This is a genomic window from Caballeronia sp. ATUFL_F1_KS4A (genome assembly GCF_023630905.1).
Taxonomy (GTDB): Bacteria; Pseudomonadota; Gammaproteobacteria; order Burkholderiales; family Burkholderiaceae; genus Caballeronia; species Caballeronia zhejiangensis.
In genome coordinates this window covers 521,949-544,104 of the sequence record NZ_JALQEB010000001.1, presented here as the reverse complement: position 1 = coordinate 544,104, position 22,156 = coordinate 521,949, and the positions used below count along the sequence as shown (strand labels likewise).

The following is a 22,156-nucleotide window of genomic DNA, read 5'->3' as shown; positions in this document are numbered from 1 at the left end:
TGATTTTCGCGCCTGATATCGTCCATTCGGCCAACGCTTTCCGCTGGACATACTTCTCGCACATTTATCGGCTAGCATGGCTGAAGTCATGCGCGCCGCGCCACGCAGCCCGCTTTTTGCCTTGGTGTATGCTTAACTTTCCGCTAACCTGCGCCCGGGAACTCCCGGGCGCTCCGCTATGAACGATCCCTATCCCAGTCGACGCCACACCGACAAACCGCAAGAAAAGCGCTCGCTCCTCGAACGCCTGACCGATTTCATCTCGCACGAGCCGGAATCGCGCGACGAACTTCTCGAAGTGCTTCAGGACGCGCACGAGCGCAACCTGCTCGACGCCGACTCGCTCTCGATGATCGAAGGCGTCTTTCAGGTGTCCGACCTCTGCGCGCGCGACATCATGGTGCCGCGCGCCCAGATGGACGCCATCAACATCGCGGAAACGCCCGCGGAATTCATCCCCTTCGTGCTCGAAAAAGCACACTCGCGCTATCCGGTGTACGAAGGCAATCGCGACAACGTCATCGGCGTGCTGCTCGCGAAAGACCTGCTGCGCTACTACGCCGAAGAAGAATTCGACGTGCGCGGCATGCTGCGCCCCGCCGTCTTCATCCCCGAATCGAAGCGTCTGAACGTACTGCTGCACGACTTTCGCGTGAACCGCAATCACATCGCGATCGTCGTCGATGAATACGGCGGCGTCGCCGGCCTCATCACGATCGAGGACGTGCTCGAACAGATCGTCGGCGACATCGAGGACGAATACGACTTCGACGAGGAAGCCGGCAATATCATCGCGACGCCCGACGGCAAGTATCGCGTGCGCGCGCTCACCGGCATCGAGCAATTCAACGAGGAATTCGGCACCGATTTCTCCGACGAAGAAGTCGATACCATCGGCGGACTCGTCACGCATCGCTTCGGGCGCGTGCCGCATCGCGGCGAAAAAGTACGCATCGACGATTTCGTGTTCGAGATCCTGCGCGGCGACGCCCGCCAGATTCACGTTCTTCTCGTGCGGCGCGTGCCGAATCTCGCGCAGCAACATCACCACGCGGGCGACGACGAAGACGAACTGCGCGACTAAGCGCTTCGCGGGCGCCGCAGCCGAACGGCGCCCGCTGTCAGTCCTACACTCGCTTTTGCCGTTTCATCTCGACCGTCATCAATGGCCGATTCATCGTTTCGCTTTCTCTCCCGTCAACGCGACGTCTCCGTGACACCCGATACGCGTCGCGCATTGCCGTTCTGGCATTACCTCGTCGCGGCCGTGCTCGGCGCGATCAATACGCTCTCCTTCGCGCCGACGCCGCACGGCGGATGGATCGAGCTCGCCGTGTTCGCGTTGTTCTTCTCGTGGCTCTCGCGCACGAACGGCTGGAAAAGCGCCGCCGCGACCGGCTGGGCATTCGGCTTCGGCAACTTCGTGACGGGCGTGTGGTGGCTCTACATCAGCATGCATGTCTACGGCGGCATGGCCGCGCCGCTCGCCGCCGCCGCCGTCGCACTGTTCTCGCTGTATCTCGCGATCTATCCGGCGTTGTCGAGCGTGGTCTGGTCGTTCGTCGCGGGGCGCGCGCGCTTCGGCGATGAAGACGCCGCCACCGCACGCGACATCGAAGCATCGCCGCGCTATGCGCCGACATGGCACGGCGCGTTCGCGTTCGCGAGCGCCTGGGCGCTCGGCGAATGGCTGCGCGGCCTCGTGTTCACCGGCTTTCCCTGGCTCGCGAGCGGTTATGCGCAAGTCGACGGTCCGCTCAAGGGCTTCAGCGCGATCGTCGGCGTGTACGGCGTCGGCTGGGTGCTCGCGCTCGTCGCCGCGCTGATCGTGCAGGCCGTCTATCACTTGCGCAAGACGCGGCGGCTCGCGTTCGCGCCGGGCGTCGTCGCGGTTGCGCTGATCGTCGCGGGCATGCTGCTGTCGCTCGTTCAATGGACGACGCCCGCCAACGCACCGCTCGACGTGCGTCTCTTGCAAGGCAACGTGAAGCAGGAAATGAAGTTCGAGCAGTCGGGCGTCGATGACTCGCTCGCGCTCTACAAGCGCCTCATCACCGAGAAGCCCGCTGATCTGATCGTCACGCCGGAAACCGCGCTGCCGGTGCTGTCGGTGCAGATTCCGCAGGATTTCGCCGTCGCGATCCGCAATTTCGCCGACGACACGAACTCGTCGATTCTCTTCGGCGCGATCGGCGTCACGATTCTGCCCGATGGCCGCGCAACCGATTTCACCAACAGTCTCTTCGGCGTCACGCCGCATGTGAACGGCGTGTATCGCTACGACAAGCATCATCTCGTGCCCTTCGGCGAATTCGTGCCGCCCGGCTTTCACTGGTTCGTGCGCATGATGGGCATTCCGCTCGGCGATCTCGCGCGCGGGCCGATCGCGCAGAAGGCATTCGTCGTGCACAACCAGCCGGTCGCCGTCGATATCTGCTACGAGGACATCTTCGGCGAAGAGATCGCGCGCACGATCCGCGAGCAGGAAACGCCCGCGGGCATTCTCATCAACTCGACGAATCTCGCGTGGTTCGGCAATACCATCGCGCTCGATCAGCACTTGCAGATCGCACGGATGCGGTCGATGGAAACCGGCCGGCCGATGCTGCGCGCGACCAACACCGGCATGACGGCGGCGATCGCGGCCAACGGCGATGTCATCTCGAAGCTGCCGACGTTCGCCACGGGCGTGCTCGAAGCGCGCGTGCAAGGCACGTCGGGCAGCACGCCGTATGTGACGAGCGGGAACATGACGGTGATCGCGGTATCGCTGATTCTGCTGGCGTTCGCGTTCGCATTCGCGCCGAATCGGAAACGTTCGGGCGAGCGTTGAACATCGGCTGAAACAAAGCCGCGTCGCGCGATGCGACGCGGCCCGCCTTCTCCCAAAAAGCCGCACCCGCCCGTCCGTTCGGCTAAAATTCTCCGTTTAAGTACTTCGGCCGAGCCTCCGAGTCGCGTCGTCACGACGATGGCCGCGCCGCGTTCGCCCGCAAAAGGCAATCATGCTCACTTTCCAGCAAATCATTCTGACGCTGCAGTCCTACTGGAACGAAAAGGGCTGCGCGCTCCTCCAGCCGATCGACATGGAAGTCGGCGCAGGCACCTCGCACGTCCACACGTTCCTGCGCGCGATCGGCCCGGAGCCGTGGCGCGCGGCCTACGTTCAACCGTCGCGCCGCCCGAAGGACGGCCGCTATGGCGAGAATCCCAACCGCCTGCAGCACTACTATCAGTATCAGGTCGTGCTGAAGCCCGCGCCGGAAAACATCCTCGATTTGTACCTCGGCTCGCTCGAAGCGCTCGGCTTCGATCTGAAGCAGAACGACGTGCGCTTCGTCGAGGACGACTGGGAGAACCCGACGCTCGGCGCCTGGGGACTCGGCTGGGAAGTGTGGCTCAACGGCATGGAAGTGACGCAGTTCACGTACTTCCAGCAAGCGGGCGGCATCGACTGCAAGCCCGTGCTCGGCGAAATCACCTACGGTCTCGAACGCCTCGCCATGTACCTGCAGAAGGTCGAGAACGTGTACGACCTCATCTGGACCGAATGGGAAGAAGACGGCCCGAACGGCCGCGAACTGCGCCGCCTCAGCTACGGCGACGTGTATCACCAGAACGAGGTCGAGCAGTCCACGTACAACTTCGAGCACGCGAACGTCGATCTGCTGTTCACGTTCTTCAAGAGCTACGAAGAAGAAGCGAAGAAGATGATCGATGCGAAGCTCGCGCTACCCGCGTATGAGCTCGTGCTGAAGGCCGGCCATACGTTCAATCTGCTCGATGCGCGCGGCGCCATTTCCGTGACTGAGCGCGCGGCGTATATCGGCCGCATCCGTGCGTTGTCGCGCCTCGTGGCGCAGGCTTATTACGATTCGCGCGAAGCGCTCGGCTTCCCGATGCTCGGCAATCCGGTCAAGGGCGATCGCGATCTCGTCAGCGACGAGCAGGAAGCGCAGCGTCCGGCATGGGCGCCGCCGCTCAAGGTGGAAAGCACGCCGCCGGGCGAACCCAGCAACAACGAACAGGCTTGACGAGGCTCGCTAGAACAATGACGCAATCCAACCACGCTTCGCTCCTCGTCGAGCTGCTCACCGAAGAACTGCCGCCGAAAGCGCTTGCGCGTCTCGGCACCGCTTTCGCCGATGGCATCGTCGAGCGTCTCGCCGCGCGCGATCTCATCGACGGCGCGCCTTCGTTCGAAAAGTACGCGACGCCGCGCCGCCTCGCCGTGCTCATCCGCAATGTGCGCGATGTCGCGCCGGAAAAGCAGGTGCGCGAGAAAGTCTTGCCGGTAACGGTCGCGCTCGATAAGGAAGGCAACCCCACGCCGCCGCTCGCGAAGAAACTCGCGGCGCTCGGCTTCCCCGACTTTCCCATCGCCGAACTCGAACGCGCGCAGGACGGCAAGGCCGAAGCCTTCTTCCTGCGCTACGCCGCGCCCGGCGCGACGCTCGCCGACGGCCTGCAAGCCGCGCTCGACGAAACCCTCGGCAAGCTGCCCATTCCGAAGGTCATGACGTATCAGCGTCCGGACGGCACCAGCGTGCAGTTCGTGCGTCCGGTGCAGCGCCTGATCGCGATGCACGGCCGCGACGTCGTGCCGGTCAGCGCGCTTGGCGTCGATGCGGGCGATACGACCATCGGGCATCGCTTCATGTCGGAAGGCTTCGTCGCGATCGCTCATGCCGACGACTACGCCGACACCCTGCTCGACAAAGGCCGCGTCGTCGCGAACTTCGACGATCGCCGCGAATCGATCCGCACGCAACTGCAGGCGTTTGCGGGCGAAGATCGCGTCGTGATGCCCGAAGCGCTGCTCGACGAAGTGAACGCGCTCGTCGAATGGCCGGTCGTCTACGAATGCCGCTTCGACGAGGAATTCCTGCAGGTGCCGCAGGAATGTCTGATCCTCACGATGCAGACGAACCAGAAATACTTCGCGCTCACGGACCAGAACGGCAAGCTGCGCTCGCGTTTTCTGATCGTGTCGAATATCGATACGAAGACGCCCGGCGAGATCGTCGAAGGCAACGAGCGCGTCGTGCGCCCGCGCCTCGCCGACGCAAAGTTCTTCTTTACGCAGGACAAGAAGAAGCGCCTCGAAGATCGCGTGCCGCTGCTCGCGAACGTCGTCTATCACAACAAGCTCGGCTCGACGCTGCAGCGCGTCGAGCGTCTCGAAGCGCTCGCGGGCGAAATCGCGCCGATGGTCGGGGTCGATCCCGCGCTGACGCGCCGCGCCGCGCGTCTCGCGAAGGCGGATCTGCTGACCGACATGGTCGGCGAATTCCCCGAGCTGCAAGGCACGATGGGCACGTACTACGCGCGTCACGACGGCGAGCCGGAAGAAGTCGCGCTCGCGTGCTCGGAGCATTATCAGCCGCGCTTCTCGGGCGACGAAACGCCGTCGACGGGCGTCGGTGCCGCGGTCGCGCTCGCGGACAAGCTCGAAACGATCGTCGGCATCTGGGGCATCGGGCTCGCGCCGACGGGCGAGAAAGATCCGTTCGCGCTGCGCCGTCACGCGCTGGGCGTGCTGCGCATCCTGCTCGAAAAGAAGCTGCCGGTCGATCTGCGCGATCTCGTCGGCGCGGCGCAACGTCAGTTCGCGGGCATGCCGCAAGTCGCCGATTCGACCGAAGCGGTCTACGCCTTCTTCCTCGATCGTCTGCGCGGACTGTTGCGCGAGCGCGGCTTCGAAGCGAACGATATCGAAGCGGTCCTGAGCCTGAACCCGACGCGCCTCGACGACATCGTCGCGCGCCTCGACGCCGTGCGCGAATTCGCGGCGCTGCCGGAAGCCGCGGCGCTCGCGGCGGCCAACAAGCGCATCTCGAACATTCTGAAGAAGTCGGAGCAAGGCGCGCCTTCGGTGGTCAACAAGGAACTGCTCGTCGAAGCGGCCGAGAAGGATCTGTACGCGCAGATCGAGCAAGTGACGCCGCGCGTGCAAAGCCAGCTCGCCGCGCGCAACTATACGGAGGCGCTCACCGCGCTCGCCGCGTTGCGCGAATCCGTCGATACGTTCTTCAACGACGTGATGGTGAACGCGGAAGACCCGGCGCTGCGCAACAATCGTCTTGCGCTGCTCAACGCGCTGCATCAGCAGATGAACTGCGTCGCCGACATCTCGAAGCTCGCTGCTTAAGAAACGCCGCCCATGGTCATGAACCGCAAACTGGTCATCCTCGATCGCGACGGCGTCATCAACGTCGATTCGGATGCCTTCATCAAGTCGCCGGACGAATGGGTCGCCATTCCCGGCAGTCTCGAAGCGATCGCGCGGCTGAACCAGTCGGGCTATCGCGTGGCGATCGCGTCGAATCAGTCGGGCATCGGGCGCGGTCTATTCGACATGGCCGCACTCAACGCAATGCATCAGAAGATGAATCGCGCGGTCGCGGCCGTCGGCGGGCGCATCGACGCGGTGTTTTTCTGCCCGCACACGGCCGAAGATCAGTGCGATTGCAGAAAGCCCCGGCCCGGCATGCTGCAACAGATCATCGACCGCTTCGAGATCGATCCGGAAGATACGCCGGTCGTCGGCGATTCTTTGCGCGATCTCCAGGCGGGCGCGGCGCTCGGCTTTCCCACGCATCTCGTGCTGACCGGCAAAGGCGAAAAGACGCTCAAGGAAGGCCAGTTGCCCGAAGGCACCCTCGTTCACAAGGACTTGCGCGCATTCGCGCTCGATTTCCTCGCGCGGCATCAGGATCGCGCCGCGGCTCAGTAACAGATATTCCATGCGCTTCATCCGTTCGTTGCTGTTGATGCTTTACTTCGTCGTGTACACGGTGCCGTACGCGATCGCCTGCTTCATCGCGTTTCCGTTCATGCGCGCCGACAAGCGCTACTGGATGGCCGCCGGCTGGTGCAAGTCGACGATCGTCGTGCTGCGGCATCTGATCGGCATTCGCTACACGATCGAAGGCATGGAGAACCTGCCGAATGGTCCGGCCGTGCTGCTGTCGAAGCATCAGTCCGCATGGGAGACGCTCGCGTTTCCCGCGCTGATGCCGCGGCCGCTCTGCTACGTGTTCAAGCGCGAGCTGCTCTATGTGCCGTTCTTCGGCTGGGCGCTCGGACTCCTGAAGATGGTGCACATCGATCGCAAGCAGGGCCGCGACGCCTTCGTCTCCGTCACCAGACAAGGCCGCGCGCGCATGGACGAAGGCGCGTGGATCATCATGTTCCCCGAAGGCACGCGCACACGCGTCGGCAGCCAGGGCAAGTACAAGACCGGCGGCGCACGCTTCGCGGTTGCAACCGGCGCGCCGGTCGTGCCCATCGCGCACAACGCCGGTCACGTGTGGCCACGCAATTCGTTCATCAAATATCCGGGTATAGTCACGGTGTCGGTCGGCAAGCCGATCGATACGGCCGGTCTCACGCCCGAGGAAGTGAACGCGCGCGTCGAAAGCTGGATCGAGACGGAAATGCGCCGCATCGATCCGCACGCTTACGCCGTGCCGAACGCGCAGCCGGCCAAAGCCGGCGCTGCGGGCGCGGGCCGCTGACGCGGCGGCGTTCGATTCGAGCCGAGGCGTGCCCTACTCTTTCTTCTCGTCATTCCTGCGCCGTGAGCGCAAAGCGGAGCCGATGCAGAAAGCCCCTTCGCGACAGCGCCCCGCCGTCGCGCTCGATACCCTGCAACTCGATCTGCCGTTCGAGCATGCGCCGGCTTACTCCGGCGCGCCGCCCGCGAACGGACCGGCTCCGCTGCGCGGCGATGTCCCCCCCGCCGATCCCGTTCCCGTCCTCACGCCCGCTGCACCGAACGCGCCCACCGCACCGCTGCCCGATGGCGTGCGCCTGCGTCGCATCGTGCTCAAAGCGGGCGCGCTCGAATACCGGTTGCGTCGTTCGTCGCGGCGCACGATCGGCTTTTGCATCGACGGAACCGGGCTCGCGATCACCGCGCCGCGCTGGGTGACGATCGCCGATATCGAAAGCGCGATTCTCGACAAGCAGAACTGGATCGTCAGGAAGCTCACCGAATGGCAGACGCGCGTGGAGCAGCGCGCGCTGCCGCGCATCGAATGGAAGGACGGCGCGCAGTTTCCGTTTCTCGGCAAGACGATCAGCGTGTCGCTCAACTCTGCGAGCGCGCTTTCGTTCGATGACGAAACCAGCGTGCTCACGCTTCCGCTGCCAGCATCCGCCGACGCGCAGCAGATCAAGGATCGCGTGCAAGGCTGGCTGCAAAGCGAAGCGAAGCGCATCTTCGGTGCGCGGCTCGCGGTCTATGCGGCGAAGCTCGGCGTCGAGTACCGCGCGTATGCGCTGTCGTCGGCGGCGACGCGCTGGGGCAGTTGCTCCAGCGACGGCAAGATTCGCCTCAACTGGCGGCTCATCCATTTTCCGATGTCGATCATCGATTACGTCGTCGCGCACGAGCTCGCGCATCTGCGCGAGATGAATCACAGCCCGCGTTTCTGGCAGACGGTGGAATCGATCTTCCCCGAGTTCCGCGAGGCGCGGCATACGCTCAAGCATCATCCACCGGACTTGCTGCCGGCACTGTGAGCGCGGTCAGCGCGTAAAAAGCGCCGACGGTACAATTTCATTCCTGTCCCCGCAAACCTACAAACAGGAATCCCACCATGCGACTCCTCCACACGATGCTGCGCGTCGGCGACCTGCAGCGTTCCATCGATTTCTACACGCGCATTCTCGGCATGCATGTGCTGCGTCAAAGCGAAAACACCGAGTACAAGTACACGCTCGCGTTCGTCGGCTACGGCCCGGAAAGCGAGAACAGCGTGCTCGAACTGACCTACAACTGGGGCACCGACAAGTACGATCTCGGCACGGCTTACGGCCATATCGCGCTCGAAGTCGATAACGCCGCCGATGCGTGCGAGCGCATCCGTCAGGCGGGCGGCAAGGTGACGCGCGAAGCCGGTCCGGTGAAGGGCGGCACGACGGTGATCGCGTTCGTCGAAGATCCGGACGGCTACAAGGTCGAACTGATCGAAAAGCATTCCTGAACCGCGCTCAATCCACGCTTTCAAAGCGCGCGCCGCACGCTCGTCGCGGCGCGCAATCTCCACGGGCTCGTCCCGACCTTTCGTTCATCGCAGCGGTTCGCTGGCACAATCGACGCTCCAGATCAGTGCACGCTTAACCGACAGCCGATGAGCTCGCCATCCCTCTCCCTGCGCCGCGCCCCCGACGCCACCGCCGTCATCGTGATGATCGCCCTCTGCGGCGCGTGGGGATTCCAGCAAGTCGCGATCAAGGAAGCCAACGCCTCGATTCCGCCGATGCTGCAGGCCGGCATCCGCTCGCTGATCGCGACATTGCTCGTATGGATCTGGACGCGCACGCGCGGCGTGCCGCTCTTTCAGCGCGACGACACGCTGCCCGCCGGACTGCTCGCGGGCGTGCTGTTCGGCGGCGAATTCGTCTGCATCTTCTTCGGCCTGAGTCTCACGACGGCCACACGCATGGCCGTGTTTCTCTACACCGCGCCCTGTTTCACCGCGCTCGGGCTGCACTGGTTCGTCGCGGGCGAGCGGCTTTCGCGCACGCAGTGGAGCGGCATCGTGCTCGCGTTCTGCGGCATCGCGCTCGCGTTCGCGGACGGCTTTCTGCACGGCAATCCGAATAGCGCATCGACGTTGCAAGGCATCGCTGGCGATGCGCTCGGCATCATGGCCGGCATCTTCTGGGCCGCGACGACGGTCGTCGTGCGCGCGTCCGCGCTCTCCCATGCGAGCGCGAGCAAGACGCTGTTCTATCAGCTGGCGGTATCGGCGGTTCTGCTGCTCGTGCTCGCGGCGGGCATCGGGCAGACGCACGTCGAAGCCGTGTCGCCCATAGCGATCGCGAGTCTCGCGTATCAGGCGATCGTCGTCGCGTTCATCAGCTATCTGACGTGGTTCTGGCTGCTCACGCGCTACATGGCGTCGCGGCTTTCCGTGTTCTCGTTTCTCACGCCGATCTTCGGCGTCACCTTCGGCGTGCTCTTGCTCGGCGAGCATTTCACCGCGCGCTTCATGGTCGCCGCCGCGATGGTCCTCGCGGGCATCGCGCTCGTGAACCGGCCGGCGCGCCGCAGCTAGGGTCGGCTCATTCCGGCGCGGTCGCGCGGATCGTCACCATATCGTGATCGATGTCGTCGTGATCGGCGGGCGCGCGCAAGTGCTCGGGCGGAATCGGCTCGGTCGGATAGCCGTGCTTTTCCCACGCATCGAGCCCGCCCTTCAGCGGCCGCACGTGTCTGAAGCCCTTCGCCCGCAATTGACGCGCGATGGTCTTCGCCGTCGCCTCGTTCGGACACACGCAATACACGACGACCTCGTGCTCCGCATACAACTGATCGACGCGATCCGGCGAATCGAGATCGAGCGCGATCGCGCCCGCGATGCGATACGGCTCGCGACGGCGAATGTCCGCCGGACGCGCGTCGTAGATCACGGGTGGCGTGTCGGAGTGCATCATCGCGTCGAGCTGATCGGGCGTGATGTGATACTTCGCGAGCCACTGACGAAACTGCTCGCGCCGGATCCATCGATACAGCACGAAGCCGAGCGCGATGATCACGAGCACGTCGATCAGCGTCGTGCCGTTCGCGCGCACCAGTTCGATGAGCCGGCCGATCTGCGCCTCGAGCGCCGCGCCGCCGAGCATCCAGAAGCTCGCCCAGGCCGTCGCGCCGATCAGATCCCACAACACGAAGACGCGCACTTCGATCTGCGTGGTGCCGAGCAGCGGCGCCGACACGAGCCCGAGCCCCGGCACGAACTTCGACAGCGCGAGCAGCGGCACGCCGAAGCGCTCGAACCATCGGCGCGCGGTGCGCAGCGTGGTATCGATCGACAGCGAGAAGCGCACGAGCGAATTGAGAAAGGTTCGGCCGTAGAGACGGCCCGCGGTGAACCACAAGGAATCGGCGATGAGCACCGCGAGCACTGCGGCCACCAGCATTTGCCAGAACGGCACGTTGCCGGCGGCGACGAGCGTGCCGGCGAGAATGAGCATCGGCGCGGCGGGGACCGGCACGCCGAGCTGCGTCGCGAGGACGCTGACGAACACGGCCCACGCGCCCCAGGACGACGCGAGCGCGGTCGGGACGTGCGGCATTCAAACCTCTCGATGGAGCTTTCGCGAAGACGACGGCCGGCGCATCGATGCCCGGCGCAAAGGGTTACACTGTATCGCGATCCTGACAAACACGCCCAATCCATCCGGGCCGCAAAAGCACAGGATCGCGTGACGCACCGGGGGAATCAACGTGCAAGCGATCATTCAGCCCTTCTTCGACATCAACACCGGCACGATGACGTACGTCGTCTACGAAGCGCCCGGCTCCGCCGCGGCTATCGTCGATCCGGTGCTCGACTACGATCCCAAAGCCGCCCGCACATCGACGAAATCCGCCGATGCGGTCGTCGCGTTCGTGCGGGACCAGCGGCTTTCCGTCGAATGGATTCTGGAGACGCACGCGCACGCCGATCATCTCTCGGCGGCGCCGTATCTGAAACGCACGCTCGGCGGGAAGATCGGAATTGGCGAGTCGATACGCACGGTGCAGGGCGTGTTCAAGAAGATCTTCGATCTCGAACCCGAGTTCCAGCTCGACGGCTCGCAGTTCGATCATCTGTTCGCCGACGGCGAGCGGTTCATGATCGGCGCGCTCGAAGCAACCGCGCTCTTCGTGCCGGGACATACGCCCGCCGACATGGCGTATCGCGTCGGCGATGCGGTGTTCGTCGGCGACACGCTCTTCATGCCGGATCTGGGCACCGCGCGCTGCGATTTCCCGGGCGGCGACGCCCGCGCGATGTATCGATCGATTCAGCGCCTGCTCGCGCTCGATCCCGACACGCGGCTTTTCGTGTGTCACGACTATCCGCCGGAGACGCGCGCTCCGCAATGGCAAGCCACGGTGCGCGAGCAGCGTGAGAAGAACATCCACGTCGGCGGCGGCAAGACCGAGGACGAGTTCGTCGCGATGCGCGAGGCGCGCGACGCGACGCTCGGCATGCCGACGCTCATCTTGCCCGCCATTCAGGTCAATATCCGCGCGGGCCACTTTCCCGACGCGGCGAGCAACGGCACGACCTATCTGAAGATTCCGCTGAACGCGTTCTAGCCTTCAATCCGGCCGCGTGTCACACCAAGCAGACCGGCCATCGCGCGGCGCGCGCCGTTCGAATCGCGCGCGATGATCGCTTCGAAAACCGCCGTATGTTCCGCGAGCGACGCGTTGTAGACGTCGGCGCGCTTCGCGTTCAGGCGCAACTGGCCTTCGAGCGTGCGCTCGATCAGCGCGCCGAGCGGAATCAGCAATTCGTTGCTGCACGCGGCGAGCACGCCCAGATGGAAGTCGAGATCGGCGCGCACCCATTCATCGACGTTCTGCGCGTCCGCCATCGCCTGATGCGCGCGCGTGAGTCGTTCGCGCGTGCGTTCTTCGTGGTTGTCGGCGGCGAGCGCGGCGGCGTACGGCTCGATCATCTCGCGCATTTCCTGAAGCTTGAGTGCGAATTGCAGCGGCGGCGCGACGCGCGAGTACCAGTCGAGCATGTCGGCATCGAGCAGATTCCACGCGTCTTGCGCGCGCACGCGCGTACCGACTTTCGGCCGCGACTCGATCAATCCTTTCGATGTCAGCGTGCGCAACGACTCGCGCAACACCGTGCGGCTCACGCCGAAGCGCTCCATCAGTTCCGCTTCGCGCGGCAATGGCGAACCCGGCGCAAAGTCGCCGCGCAGGATCGCCATGCCCAGTTCATGCGTCACACGGCCATGCAGATCGCGGTAAATGATGGTCTCCCTTCATATTTTGAGCACGATTATCGGGCATTCGACTGATGTTTCGTAAGTCCCGATCTTTACGCGAATAATACTATTAATATGCCCAGACATCGCCTTTTTGCTACCATGTAAAACCCTTCAGGAGACGCTCAATGAAAATCACGAAACTCGAGACCTTCATCGTTCCGCCGCGCTGGTGCTTCCTCAAGATCGAAACCGACGAGGGCGTCACGGGATGGGGCGAGCCGGTTGTGGAAGGCCGCGCGCATACGGTCGCCGCAGCCGTCGATGAACTCGCCGACTATCTCGTCGGCAAGGACCCGCGCCATATCGAAGACTTGTGGCAGGTCATGTACCGCGCGGGCTTCTATCGCGGCGGCCCGATCGGCATGAGCGCGATCGCGGGCGTCGATCAGGCATTGTGGGACATTCTCGGCAAGCATCACGGCGTGCCGGTGCACGCGCTGCTCGGCGGCCAGGTGCGCGACAAGATCAAGGTGTATTCGTGGATCGGCGGGGACCGTCCGAGCGACGTCGCGAACAACGCGCGGGCGGTGGTCGAGCGCGGCTTCAAGGCCGTGAAGATGAACGGCTCGGAAGAGCTGCAGATCATCGATACCTTCGACAAGGTTCAGGGCGTGATCGACAACGTGCAAGCGGTGCGCGAAGCGGTCGGGCCGAACGTGGGCATCGGCGTCGACTTTCACGGACGCGTGCACAAGCCGATGGCGAAAGTGCTCGCGAAGGAGCTCGATCCGTTCAAGCTGATGTTCATCGAAGAGCCGGTGCTTTCGGAAAACGTCGAGGCGCTGCGCGATATCGTCAACCAGACGAGCACGCCGATCGCGCTCGGCGAGCGGCTCTACTCGCGCTGGGATTTCAAGCACATTCTGGCGGGCGGTTACGTCGACATCATTCAGCCGGACGCGTCGCACGCGGGCGGTCTCACCGAATGCCGCAAGATCGCGACGATGGCCGAAGCCTACGATGTCGCGCTCGCGCTCCACTGCCCGCTCGGTCCGATCGCGCTCGCAACCTGTCTGCAGATCGATGCGGTCAGCTATAACGCGTTCATCCAGGAACAGAGCCTCGGCATTCACTACAACAAGGGCAATGACCTGCTCGATTACATCAGGAATCCGGAAGTCTTCAAGTACGAAGACGGGATGGTGTCGATTCCGCAAGGGCCGGGCTTGGGAATCGAGGTGAACGAGGAGAAAGTGCGCGAAATGGCGAAGGTCGGCCATCGCTGGCGCAATCCGGTGTGGCGTCACGCGGATGGCAGCGTCGCCGAGTGGTGATTCTGGCTAACGCTTGAGGCGCGCTTCGACCGCGCCGCGCAGGGCGTTGCTGATCAGCAGGCTCTGCGCGTTGTCGAGTTCGTTCGGCGTAAGCGCGCGTTCGCGCGCGCCGAGTTCTTCCATCAACACCGCGCGCATCACGCCCGGCAGCACGCCGGCATCGATGGGCGGCGTGAACCACTCGCCGTCGAGCTTCACGAACACGCTCGAGCGGCCGCCCTCGGTCAACTCGCCGCGCTCGTTGACGAACAACATGTCGAACGCGCCTTCGGCTTCGGCGGCTTTCCACGCACGATCGTAATCCGCGCGACGCGTCGTCTTGTGTCTGAGCAGCGGATCGGCCGAGCTTTGCGGCGCGAATCCGCGCTCCGAAGCGAGCAGCACGTTCACCGTATCCGATGGCAACGGCGCAAGCGGCGCGCTCGTCATCGTGATGCGCCCGCTCTTGGCCAGCGCGATACGCATTCGATACGGTTTCTGGCCTTCGAAGTCCGCGATATGTTGCGCAGTCTGCTCGTGCAACGAAGCTTCGTCGAACGTGAAACCGAGATACGCCGCGCTCGCCTTCAACCGCGCGACGTGGCGCGCGTAATGGCGCACGCCTTCATCGCGTGTCGCGTATGTCGTCTCGAAGAGTTCGAAGCCGGGATCCGCGCCCGTCAGAAAACGCGCTTTCAACAGACACTCCTCGTATTCGTCGGCGGCGACACTATCGAGCACGATGCCCGCGCCGATGCCGAGCACGCCGTGCCGCGCGGCCGCATCGATGACGAGCGTACGAATCGCCACCGACATGCAGAAGTCGCCGCTCGCATCGAGCCAGCCGATCGCGCCGGTGTAAAGCCCGCGCGGCGTGCTCTCGATTTCGTCGATCAGTTGCATCGTCCGATACTTCGGCGCGCCGGTGATCGAGCCGCACGGAAAGAGCGCGCGCACGATGTCCGCGAACGACGTGCCCGGAATGACGCGCGCTTCGATCGTCGACGTCATCTGCCACACCGATGCGTACGGCTCGACCGAGAACAGCGCGGGTACGTTGACCGAACCCGTGACCGCCACGCGCGACATGTCGTTGCGCAACAAGTCGACGATCATCACGTTCTCGGCGCGATTCTTCGGGTCGAGGCGCAGCGATTCGGGATCGGCATCCCGCGGCGCGGTGCCTTTCATCGGCCGCGCGCGCAACAGATCGCCATGTTTCTCGACGAACAATTCCGGCGAGCACGACACGACTGACCTGCCGTCCGGCAACGCGATGAACGCGCCGAAATGCACGGCTTGCCGCTCGCGCAATCGCCGATACAGCGCGAGCGGCGTGCCGAATACATCGAAATTCAGCCGATACGTGTAGTTGATCTGATACGACTCCCCTTCCTTCAACGCCTCCTGAACCGTGGCGATGGCCTTGTCGAACTCGTCGCGGGTGACGCTCGGCGCAATGCCCGCGACGCCTGCAACCTCGTCATCGGCGAGCCAGGCGCTCACTTCCTTACGCGACAGAAACACGCACGAGCGAAACATCAGCACGCGAAGCGCCTGATCTTCACCACGCCCGATTTCACCGAACTGGAGATTGCGTCCGAACTCGTAATCCGCGACGACAAGCGCATGCAGGCCGCTCTGCAGATCGCGCTCGATTTCGGCGCAAACGGCATCGAGATCGCGCGCGTTCACGCACACGCGTTCGCGCACGAAGTCCGTGTACAAACGACTCGACCGCCTTTCGGCGGTCGCATCGCAATCGTCGAGCAGCGCGAACACCGCGCTGCGCTCTTCGGTTTTCATCGTCATACCTGCCCGACGTACGACGCACTCGACCGCATCAATCGAAGAAGCTCTTCACGCGGTCGAACCAGCTCTTGCTTTGCGGACTATGCCGCGCGCCACCCTCGACGAGCGACTTCTCGAACTGCTTGAGCAAATCGCGCTGCGCGTCGGTGAGCTTGACCGGCGTTTCCACCTGGACATGCACATACAGATCGCCGGCGATGCTCGAACGCAAGCCCTTGATGCCCTTGCCGCGCAAACGGAACGTCTTGCCCGACTGCGTGCCTTCCGGCACCGTGAAGCTCGCGCGGCCCGCGAGCGTCGGCACTTCGATCTCGCCGCCGAGCGCCGCCGTCGTGAACGGAATCGGCATCTGGCAATGCAGGTCGTCGCCGTCACGCTCGAACACCGAATGCTGCTTGATGTGGATTTCCACATACAAGTCGCCGGCCGGACCACCGTTGATGCCCGGCTCGCCATTGCCCGCCGAGCGGATTCGCATGCCGTCGTCGATGCCCGCCGGAATCTTCACTTCCAGCGTCTTCGTTTCCTTCACCTTGCCAGCGCCGTGGCAGTTCGCGCACGGATCGGGGATGTAGCTGCCGCTGCCGTGACACTTCGGGCACGTCTGCTGGATGCTGAAAAACCCTTGCGACATGCGTACCTGGCCCTGACCATGACAGGTCGGGCAGGTTTCGGGCTTCGTGCCCGGCTTCGCACCGGAGCCGTGGCAGACGTTGCAGTTCACCCAGCTCGGCACGCGAATCTGCGTGTCGTAGCCGTGCGCCGCCTGCTCCAGCGTGATTTCCATGCTGTAGCGCAAGTCCGCGCCGCGATACACCTGCGGACCGCTGCGGCCGCGCGCGCCGGCGCCACCCGCCGTCTGTCCGAAGATGTCGCCGAAGATATCGCCGAAGGCATCGGCGAAACCGCCGAAACCTTGCGCGCCCGCGCCCGCCATGTTCGGATCCACGCCCGCGTGGCCGTACTGATCGTAGGCGGCCCGCTTCTGCTGGTCGGAGAGCATTTCGTAGGCTTCCTTCGCCTCCTTGAAATTCTCTTCCGCCTTCTTGTTGTCCGGGTTGCGGTCAGGGTGATACTTCATCGCGAGCTTGCGATACGCCTTCTTGATCTCGTCGTCGCTCGCATTTTTCGCGACGCCCAGAACGTCGTAGTAATCCCGTTTCGCCATGTCGGTTCGATGCCGCCGCGCTTGAGCGCCGCGGTTCCTGTCAGATGCTGCGAGATGCTGCGGATGTCGCTCGCAACCCGCGCGTAAAACTTTTTGCGCCTCGCCAGAAGCAACGCGCCTCTAAAAACAACGTGCCCGGAGAGCCGAAAGGCTCGCCAGGCGCGCTCCACGTCAGACGCCAACGCGTCCCGGTGATACCACCGAAAAGCGCGTGAATGTCGCCACTCACGCGCCCGATTCGGCGTTAGTCCTTCTTCACTTCCTTGAAGTCGGCGTCGACGACGTCATCGTGATGCTGGCTCGCGCCCGCATCCGCCGACGCGCCCGCGCCTGCCGCACCCGCGGCCGCGCTCGCCGCGCCTTGCTGCGCCTGCATGTCGGCGTACATCTTTTCGCCGAGCTTCTGCGAAGCCTGAGCCAGCGCCTCGACCTTTGCTTCGATCGTGGCCTTGTCGCTCGAGCTGCTCTTCAGCGCCTCTTCGAGGTCCTTCAGCGCCGCTTCGATCTTTTCCTTCTCCGAAGCGTCGACCTTGTCACCGTACTCCGCGACCGCCTTCTTCGTGCTGTGAACCAGCGCATCGCCCTGGTTGCGCGCGTCGGCCAGCTCACGCAGCTTGTGATCTTCCTCGGCGTTGGCTTCGGCGTCCTTCACCATCTTGTCGATTTCCGCGTCCGTCAGACCCGAGTTCGCCTTGATGGTGATCTTGTTTTCCTTGCCCGTCGCCTTGTCCTTCGCGCCAACGTGCAGAATGCCGTTCGCGTCGATGTCGAAGGTCACTTCGATCTGCGGCACGCCGCGCGGTGCGGGCGGAATGCCTTCGAGGTTGAACTCGCCGAGCAGCTTGTTGCCGACGGCCATTTCGCGCTCGCCCTGGAACACCTTGATCGTCACGGCGCCCTGGTTGTCGTCCGCCGTCGAATACACTTGCGAGTGCTTCGTCGGGATGGTCGTGTTCTTGTTGATCATCTTCGTCATCACACCGCCGAGCGTCTCGATGCCGAGCGACAGAGGCGTCACGTCGAGCAGCAGCACGTCCTTGCGGTCGCCCGACAGAACCTGGCCTTGAATCGCGGCGCCCACGGCGACGGCTTCGTCCGGGTTCACGTCACGGCGCGGATCCTTGCCGAAGAATTCCTTCACCTTCTCCTGCACCTTCGGCATACGCGTCATGCCGCCGACGAGAATCACGTCGTCGATGTCGCCGACCTTCACGCCCGCATCCTTGATCGCGATGCGGCACGGTTCGATCGTGCGCTCGATGAGCTCTTCGACGAGCGCTTCGAGCTTGGCACGCGTGAACTTGAGGTTCAGGTGCTTCGGACCGGACGCGTCTGCCGTGATGTACGGCAGGTTGATGTCGGTCTGAGCCGTCGACGACAGTTCGATCTTCGCCTTTTCAGCGGCTTCCTTCAGGCGTTGCAGCGCGAGCACGTCCTTGGACAGGTCGACGCCCTGCTCTTTCTTGAACTCGCCGATGATGTAATCGATGATGCGCTGGTCGAAGTCTTCACCGCCGAGGAACGTATCGCCGTTCGTCGACAGCACTTCGAACTGCATTTCGCCGTCCACGTCCGCGATCTCGATGATCGAGATGTCGAACGTGCCGCCGCCCAAGTCGAACACGGCGATCTTGCGGTCGCCCTTTTCGGCCTTGTCGAGACCGAACGCGAGCGCGGCCGCGGTCGGCTCGTTGATGATGCGCTTCACTTCCAGACCGGCGATGCGGCCCGCGTCCTTCGTTGCCTGACGCTGGCTGTCGTTGAAGTACGCCGGAACCGTGATGACGGCTTCCGTCACCGGCTCGCCGAGGTAGTCTTCAGCGGTCTTCTTCATCTTGCGCAGGACTTCAGCCGAAACCTGCGACGGCGCGAGGTTCTTGCCGTGCGCTTCGACCCATGCATCGCCGTTGTCGTGCTTGACGATCTTGTAGGGCATCAGGTTGATGTCCTTCTGCACTTCCTTCTCGTCGAAGCGGCGGCCGATCAGGCGCTTGACCGCGTACAGCGTGTTCTTCGGATTGGTGACCGACTGGCGCTTCGCAGGCGCGCCGACGAGGATCTCGTTGTCATCCATGTACGCGATGATAGACGGCGTGGTGCGCGCGCCTTCCGAGTTCTCGATGACCTTGACCTGATTGCCTTCCATCAGCGCCACGCACGAGTTCGTGGTGCCGAGGTCGATACCGATGATTCTGCCCATTTTTTATCCTCTCCTAGCTTTGATCGCAGTGGCGTTGCGGCCGGCCTTTCGATGCCGGCTTTTGCCGATTTACCGGGCCGAACGCCCAAAATTCATACCTGTACGCAAGATAAGAGCGTCAGTTTCGATTTCAAGACCCTGCAAACGATGCGGTCTATAAGTTTTTTTGTGCGGCGACCGACACGGCCGGCACGTACGCCGCGAGACCGATTACTTCGGCGCGGCGACGGTCACGAGCGCCGGACGCAGCACGCGGTCGGCGATGACGTAGCCCTTCTGCAGCACCGTGACGACAGTATTCGGGTCTTGTTCCGCCGGAACCATCGAGATGGCCTGATGGCGATGCGGATCGAATTTTTCGCCGACCGGGTTCACCGCGATCACGCGGCCTTTCTCCAACGCGCCCGTCAGTTGACGCAGCGTCAGTTCGACGCCTTCGCGAACCTTGGCGACATCCGTCGACTGGTCGGCGAGCGCGGCTTCCAGGCTGTCGAGCACCGGAAGCAGGTTCTCCGCAAAATTTTCGATGGCGAATTTATGCGCCTTCGCGACATCTTCCTGACTGCGGCGGCGCACGTTCTCGGTTTCGGCCTTCGCGCGCAGGAAGTCTTCCTTGAGCGCGGCGATGGTGGCCTGCGCTTCGGCGAGCGCAGCTTCGGCCTCATTCGGCGCGGCTTGCGGCGCGGCGGCGGCATCAGCCGGTGCGCCTTGGGACGCGGGAGCCGCCGCGCTGGTCGGGTCGGCGGACTGGCGCGCGTTATCGTCGGCGGGCGTTGCGTTCTGGCTCGCTGGATTCTCTTGCGTGTTTTCCATGTCGCTGAATATGTATTGCAGTGAGTTGAATCGGCTGCGAAAGCGGCCAGACCGGAAGTCGGACGCATTTTTCGCACTAACGGCCGAAATGAGGGCGCCGAAAGCTTTTTCAAGCCTTCGAAACGGTTTTTCGGACAAATCTCGACAGCAAGATGGCGCCGCAATGGCTCGTAATACAGACTTCGCCGCGGCGCGCGATTTTCGGATTGAGGGAAAGCCCTGAGTCGCCTACACTTCAAAAAAGCAGCGCAGGACGCACGTTAACCCTAATCCTACGAATTGCTTCAAACCGCTTTCAGCCCTTGCCCGTTTCCTGATCCGGCCGCCTTCTGACCGGGCAACCCGCTTCCCGGGGATACCATGAAACTGACCTTTGCTATCGCGGTGGTCGCCCTGGTACTCGTCGCGGGAACGACCACCATCTGCATGTCCGGCGTCGTGACCGAACGTACCACCGAGTACGGCGGCGTTCACGCGACCATCGAAAGCTACTTCAATCCGAACGAGAAAATTTGTCGATAGTGCGCCGGTCGCGCTTCGTCGGCCTTCCCTGCAGTTCCGCTGCGGGCTCGCGGAAATTCTTGCGGCGCTCGGCCTCGGCCATGCGTTTCGCACGGCCTTCCTCGGTTTCGGCATAGAGCGTCTGGGCGACCGGCGCCGGGCCGCGCACATCGCATATCCCGAGCACTTCAACCTGCCACACCAGCCGTTCGATATCGATCTCGACGATATCGCCGACGCGCACGTCCTTAGACGGCTTCACATTCGCCCCGCCGATCTTCACGCGGCCTTTCTCGACCGCATCGCTCGCGAGCGAACGCGTCTTGAAGAAACGCGCTGCCCAAAGCCACTTATCGATGCGCAAACGCGCGCCAGGTTCCGTCGAAATCTTGTAGTTCATGGGTAAATGCCTGAAAAAGCCGCGCTCAGGCCACTGCGCTGAGCGGCTGCACAGTCTGCACGGGCCATCCCTGAAGATGTTGCGCGGCGATCTCGCCCAGTGCCTTGATCCACGCGGGCGCTGAGTTCAGGCAGGCAATCCGGTGAAAATGCTTGCCGCCCGCCTTCAGAAATTCGTCGCGCACCTCGATGCCGATTTCCTCGATCGTCTCGAGACAATCCGCCGTGAAGCCGGGACAGAACACGTCCACACGAGAAACGCCGCCCGCGCCGAGCTCCGCGACCGTCGGCGCGGTGTACGGCTGAAGCCACTCCGCCCGCCCAAAGCGCGACTGGAACGTCACGCGGCATTCAACCGGCGTAAGCCCGAGCGCGGCCATGAGCAACGAACCGGTCAGCTGGCACTGGTCGTGATACGGATCGCCGAGATCCATCGTGCGCTTCGGCACGCCGTGGAAGCTCAGCACAAGCTTGTCGCCCGCGGCGAAATCCGGCTGGCCGTGATGCCGCCAATAGTCGCGCACCTGCTCCGCGAGCGCCGCGATATACGCCGGATGATCGGCGTAATGGCGGATCGTGCGGATTTCCGGCTGATTGCGCACGCGCTTGAGCGCGGCGAACGCGTCGTCGAATGCGGTGGCCGTCGTGGACGACGAGTATTGCGGATACATCGGCAACAGGAGAATGCGGTCGGCGCCTTCGAGCTTCAGCTGATTGAGCATCGCGCCGATGCCCGGCGTGCCGTAGCGCATCGCATAGTCGACGATGACGTGATAGTCGTTCGCCGCGAAGAGCCGCCGCAAGCCGTCGACCTGCTTTTCCGTATGCACGCGCAGCGGCGAGCCTTCGGGCATCCACACTTGCGCGTACTTCTTCGCCGATGCGCGCCCGCGAAACGGCAGGATCAGGCCGCGCAGAATGAATTGCCACACGAATGACGGAATTTCGACGACGCGCGGATCGGACAGGAATTGCGCCAGATACTTGCGCACCGCCCGCGGCGTGGGCGCGTCCGGCGTGCCGAGATTGATCAGCAGCACCGCGACGCGATGCGAAGCGCTGGGCTGCGAGGGCAACTCGAGGTCGAAACGCATAAGGGAAGCGAGCCTGAAGATGGTCGTCGGAAAAGTTGAGGACCATTATAGCGGCGCGTTTCCGGACGCATCATTGGCCGAACGGCCTAGCGGCGCGCTCTTTCGCGGCGCGCCAAGATGG

20 protein-coding genes are annotated in these 22,156 nt (G+C 63.6%); 12 read left to right on the top strand and 8 right to left on the bottom strand.

Going from position 1 to position 22,156, the window contains the following annotated elements:
* Positions 1-178: 178 nt before the first annotated feature.
* The 9 genes from NCS03_RS02530 to NCS03_RS02490 all read left to right on the top strand — a co-directional run bounded on the left by NCS03_RS02530 (position 179) and on the right by NCS03_RS02490 (position 10,070).
* Positions 179-1,084 carry a CorC family transporter gene (locus NCS03_RS02530; protein WP_008351437.1) on the top strand — a complete coding sequence of 302 codons (906 nt, stop codon included), beginning with the start codon at positions 179-181 and terminating at the stop codon, positions 1,082-1,084.
* Positions 1,085-1,165: 81 nt separating this feature from the next.
* Entirely contained in the window at positions 1,166-2,833 is a 1,668-nt protein-coding gene (lnt, locus tag NCS03_RS02525; protein WP_008351439.1) for an apolipoprotein N-acyltransferase, read from the top strand.
* A 172-nt stretch (positions 2,834-3,005) separates the two neighbouring features.
* Entirely contained in the window at positions 3,006-4,034 is a 1,029-nt protein-coding gene (glyQ, locus tag NCS03_RS02520; protein ID WP_250528720.1) for a glycine--tRNA ligase subunit alpha, read from the top strand.
* Positions 4,035-4,051: 17 nt separating this feature from the next.
* Positions 4,052-6,151: a glycine--tRNA ligase subunit beta gene (gene glyS / locus NCS03_RS02515; RefSeq protein WP_008351445.1), complete on the top strand. Its 2,100-nt coding sequence runs from the start codon at positions 4,052-4,054 to the stop codon at positions 6,149-6,151.
* A 12-nt stretch (positions 6,152-6,163) separates the two neighbouring features.
* The gene (gene gmhB / locus NCS03_RS02510) at positions 6,164-6,736 is read left to right on the top strand and encodes a D-glycero-beta-D-manno-heptose 1,7-bisphosphate 7-phosphatase (protein ID WP_008351447.1); all 573 of its coding nucleotides are present in this window, start codon (positions 6,164-6,166) and stop codon (positions 6,734-6,736) included.
* Positions 6,737-6,746: 10 nt separating this feature from the next.
* A complete protein-coding gene (locus NCS03_RS02505; RefSeq protein WP_008351449.1) occupies positions 6,747-7,520 on the top strand; it encodes a lysophospholipid acyltransferase family protein in 774 nt (257 codons plus the stop codon).
* An 82-nt stretch (positions 7,521-7,602) separates the two neighbouring features.
* A complete protein-coding gene (locus tag NCS03_RS02500; protein WP_034470804.1) occupies positions 7,603-8,529 on the top strand; it encodes a M48 family metallopeptidase in 927 nt (308 codons plus the stop codon).
* A 77-nt stretch (positions 8,530-8,606) separates the two neighbouring features.
* On the top strand, positions 8,607-8,993 hold the full coding sequence (gene gloA / locus NCS03_RS02495; protein ID WP_008351454.1) for a lactoylglutathione lyase: 387 nt from the start codon (positions 8,607-8,609) through the stop codon (positions 8,991-8,993).
* 147 nt (positions 8,994-9,140) lie between these two features.
* Positions 9,141-10,070 (top strand): DMT family transporter, encoded by a 930-nt coding sequence (locus NCS03_RS02490; protein ID WP_250501723.1) that lies wholly within the window; start codon positions 9,141-9,143, stop codon positions 10,068-10,070.
* Between the two features lie 7 nt (positions 10,071-10,077).
* Here NCS03_RS02490 and NCS03_RS02485 read toward each other — a convergent pair whose 3' ends face one another.
* On the bottom strand, positions 10,078-11,091 hold the full coding sequence (locus NCS03_RS02485) for a DedA family protein/thiosulfate sulfurtransferase GlpE (protein ID WP_008351458.1): 1,014 nt from the start codon (positions 11,089-11,091) through the stop codon (positions 10,078-10,080).
* Positions 11,092-11,242: 151 nt separating this feature from the next.
* On the opposite strand from NCS03_RS02485, the gene NCS03_RS02480 reads away from it, so the two are divergent.
* Positions 11,243-12,103 (top strand): MBL fold metallo-hydrolase, encoded by an 861-nt coding sequence (locus NCS03_RS02480; protein WP_034470664.1) that lies wholly within the window; start codon positions 11,243-11,245, stop codon positions 12,101-12,103.
* Here the strand turns inward: NCS03_RS02480 and NCS03_RS02475 are convergent.
* The gene (locus tag NCS03_RS02475) at positions 12,100-12,780 is read right to left on the bottom strand and encodes a FadR/GntR family transcriptional regulator (protein WP_033536533.1); all 681 of its coding nucleotides are present in this window, start codon (positions 12,778-12,780) and stop codon (positions 12,100-12,102) included. The genes NCS03_RS02480 and NCS03_RS02475 overlap by 4 nt on opposite strands.
* A gap of 140 nt (positions 12,781-12,920) precedes the next feature.
* Between NCS03_RS02475 and dgoD the strand changes: the two genes are divergently transcribed.
* Positions 12,921-14,069: a galactonate dehydratase gene (gene dgoD / locus NCS03_RS02470; RefSeq protein WP_250528719.1), complete on the top strand. Its 1,149-nt coding sequence runs from the start codon at positions 12,921-12,923 to the stop codon at positions 14,067-14,069.
* A 6-nt stretch (positions 14,070-14,075) separates the two neighbouring features.
* Here dgoD and pabB read toward each other — a convergent pair whose 3' ends face one another.
* The 4 genes from pabB to grpE form a co-directional block, all read right to left on the bottom strand.
* On the bottom strand, positions 14,076-15,854 hold the full coding sequence (gene pabB / locus NCS03_RS02465) for an aminodeoxychorismate synthase component I (RefSeq protein ID WP_372492477.1): 1,779 nt from the start codon (positions 15,852-15,854) through the stop codon (positions 14,076-14,078).
* Positions 15,855-15,891: 37 nt separating this feature from the next.
* Complete coding sequence (dnaJ, locus tag NCS03_RS02460; RefSeq protein WP_008351467.1) at positions 15,892-17,028, bottom strand: molecular chaperone DnaJ; 1,137 nt, start codon at positions 17,026-17,028, stop codon at positions 15,892-15,894.
* A gap of 244 nt (positions 17,029-17,272) precedes the next feature.
* Positions 17,273-19,228 (bottom strand): molecular chaperone DnaK, encoded by a 1,956-nt coding sequence (gene dnaK, locus NCS03_RS02455; RefSeq protein ID WP_008351469.1) that lies wholly within the window; start codon positions 19,226-19,228, stop codon positions 17,273-17,275.
* Between the two features lie 210 nt (positions 19,229-19,438).
* Positions 19,439-20,041, bottom strand: coding sequence for a nucleotide exchange factor GrpE (gene grpE / locus NCS03_RS02450; RefSeq protein ID WP_008351471.1), 603 nt, complete (start codon positions 20,039-20,041; stop codon positions 19,439-19,441).
* A 360-nt stretch (positions 20,042-20,401) separates the two neighbouring features.
* Here grpE and NCS03_RS02445 point away from each other — a divergent pair, with 360 nt between their 5' ends.
* Entirely contained in the window at positions 20,402-20,563 is a 162-nt protein-coding gene (locus NCS03_RS02445; RefSeq protein ID WP_008351472.1) for a hypothetical protein, read from the top strand.
* Here NCS03_RS02445 and NCS03_RS02440 read toward each other — a convergent pair.
* Together NCS03_RS02440 and hemH are read right to left on the bottom strand one after the other, a co-directional pair.
* Entirely contained in the window at positions 20,535-20,942 is a 408-nt protein-coding gene (locus NCS03_RS02440; protein ID WP_250480283.1) for an RNA-binding S4 domain-containing protein, read from the bottom strand. The genes NCS03_RS02445 and NCS03_RS02440 overlap by 29 nt on opposite strands.
* Before the next feature lie 25 nt (positions 20,943-20,967).
* Positions 20,968-22,035: a ferrochelatase gene (gene hemH / locus NCS03_RS02435; protein ID WP_008351474.1), complete on the bottom strand. Its 1,068-nt coding sequence runs from the start codon at positions 22,033-22,035 to the stop codon at positions 20,968-20,970.
* Positions 22,036-22,156: the final 121 nt, after the last annotated feature.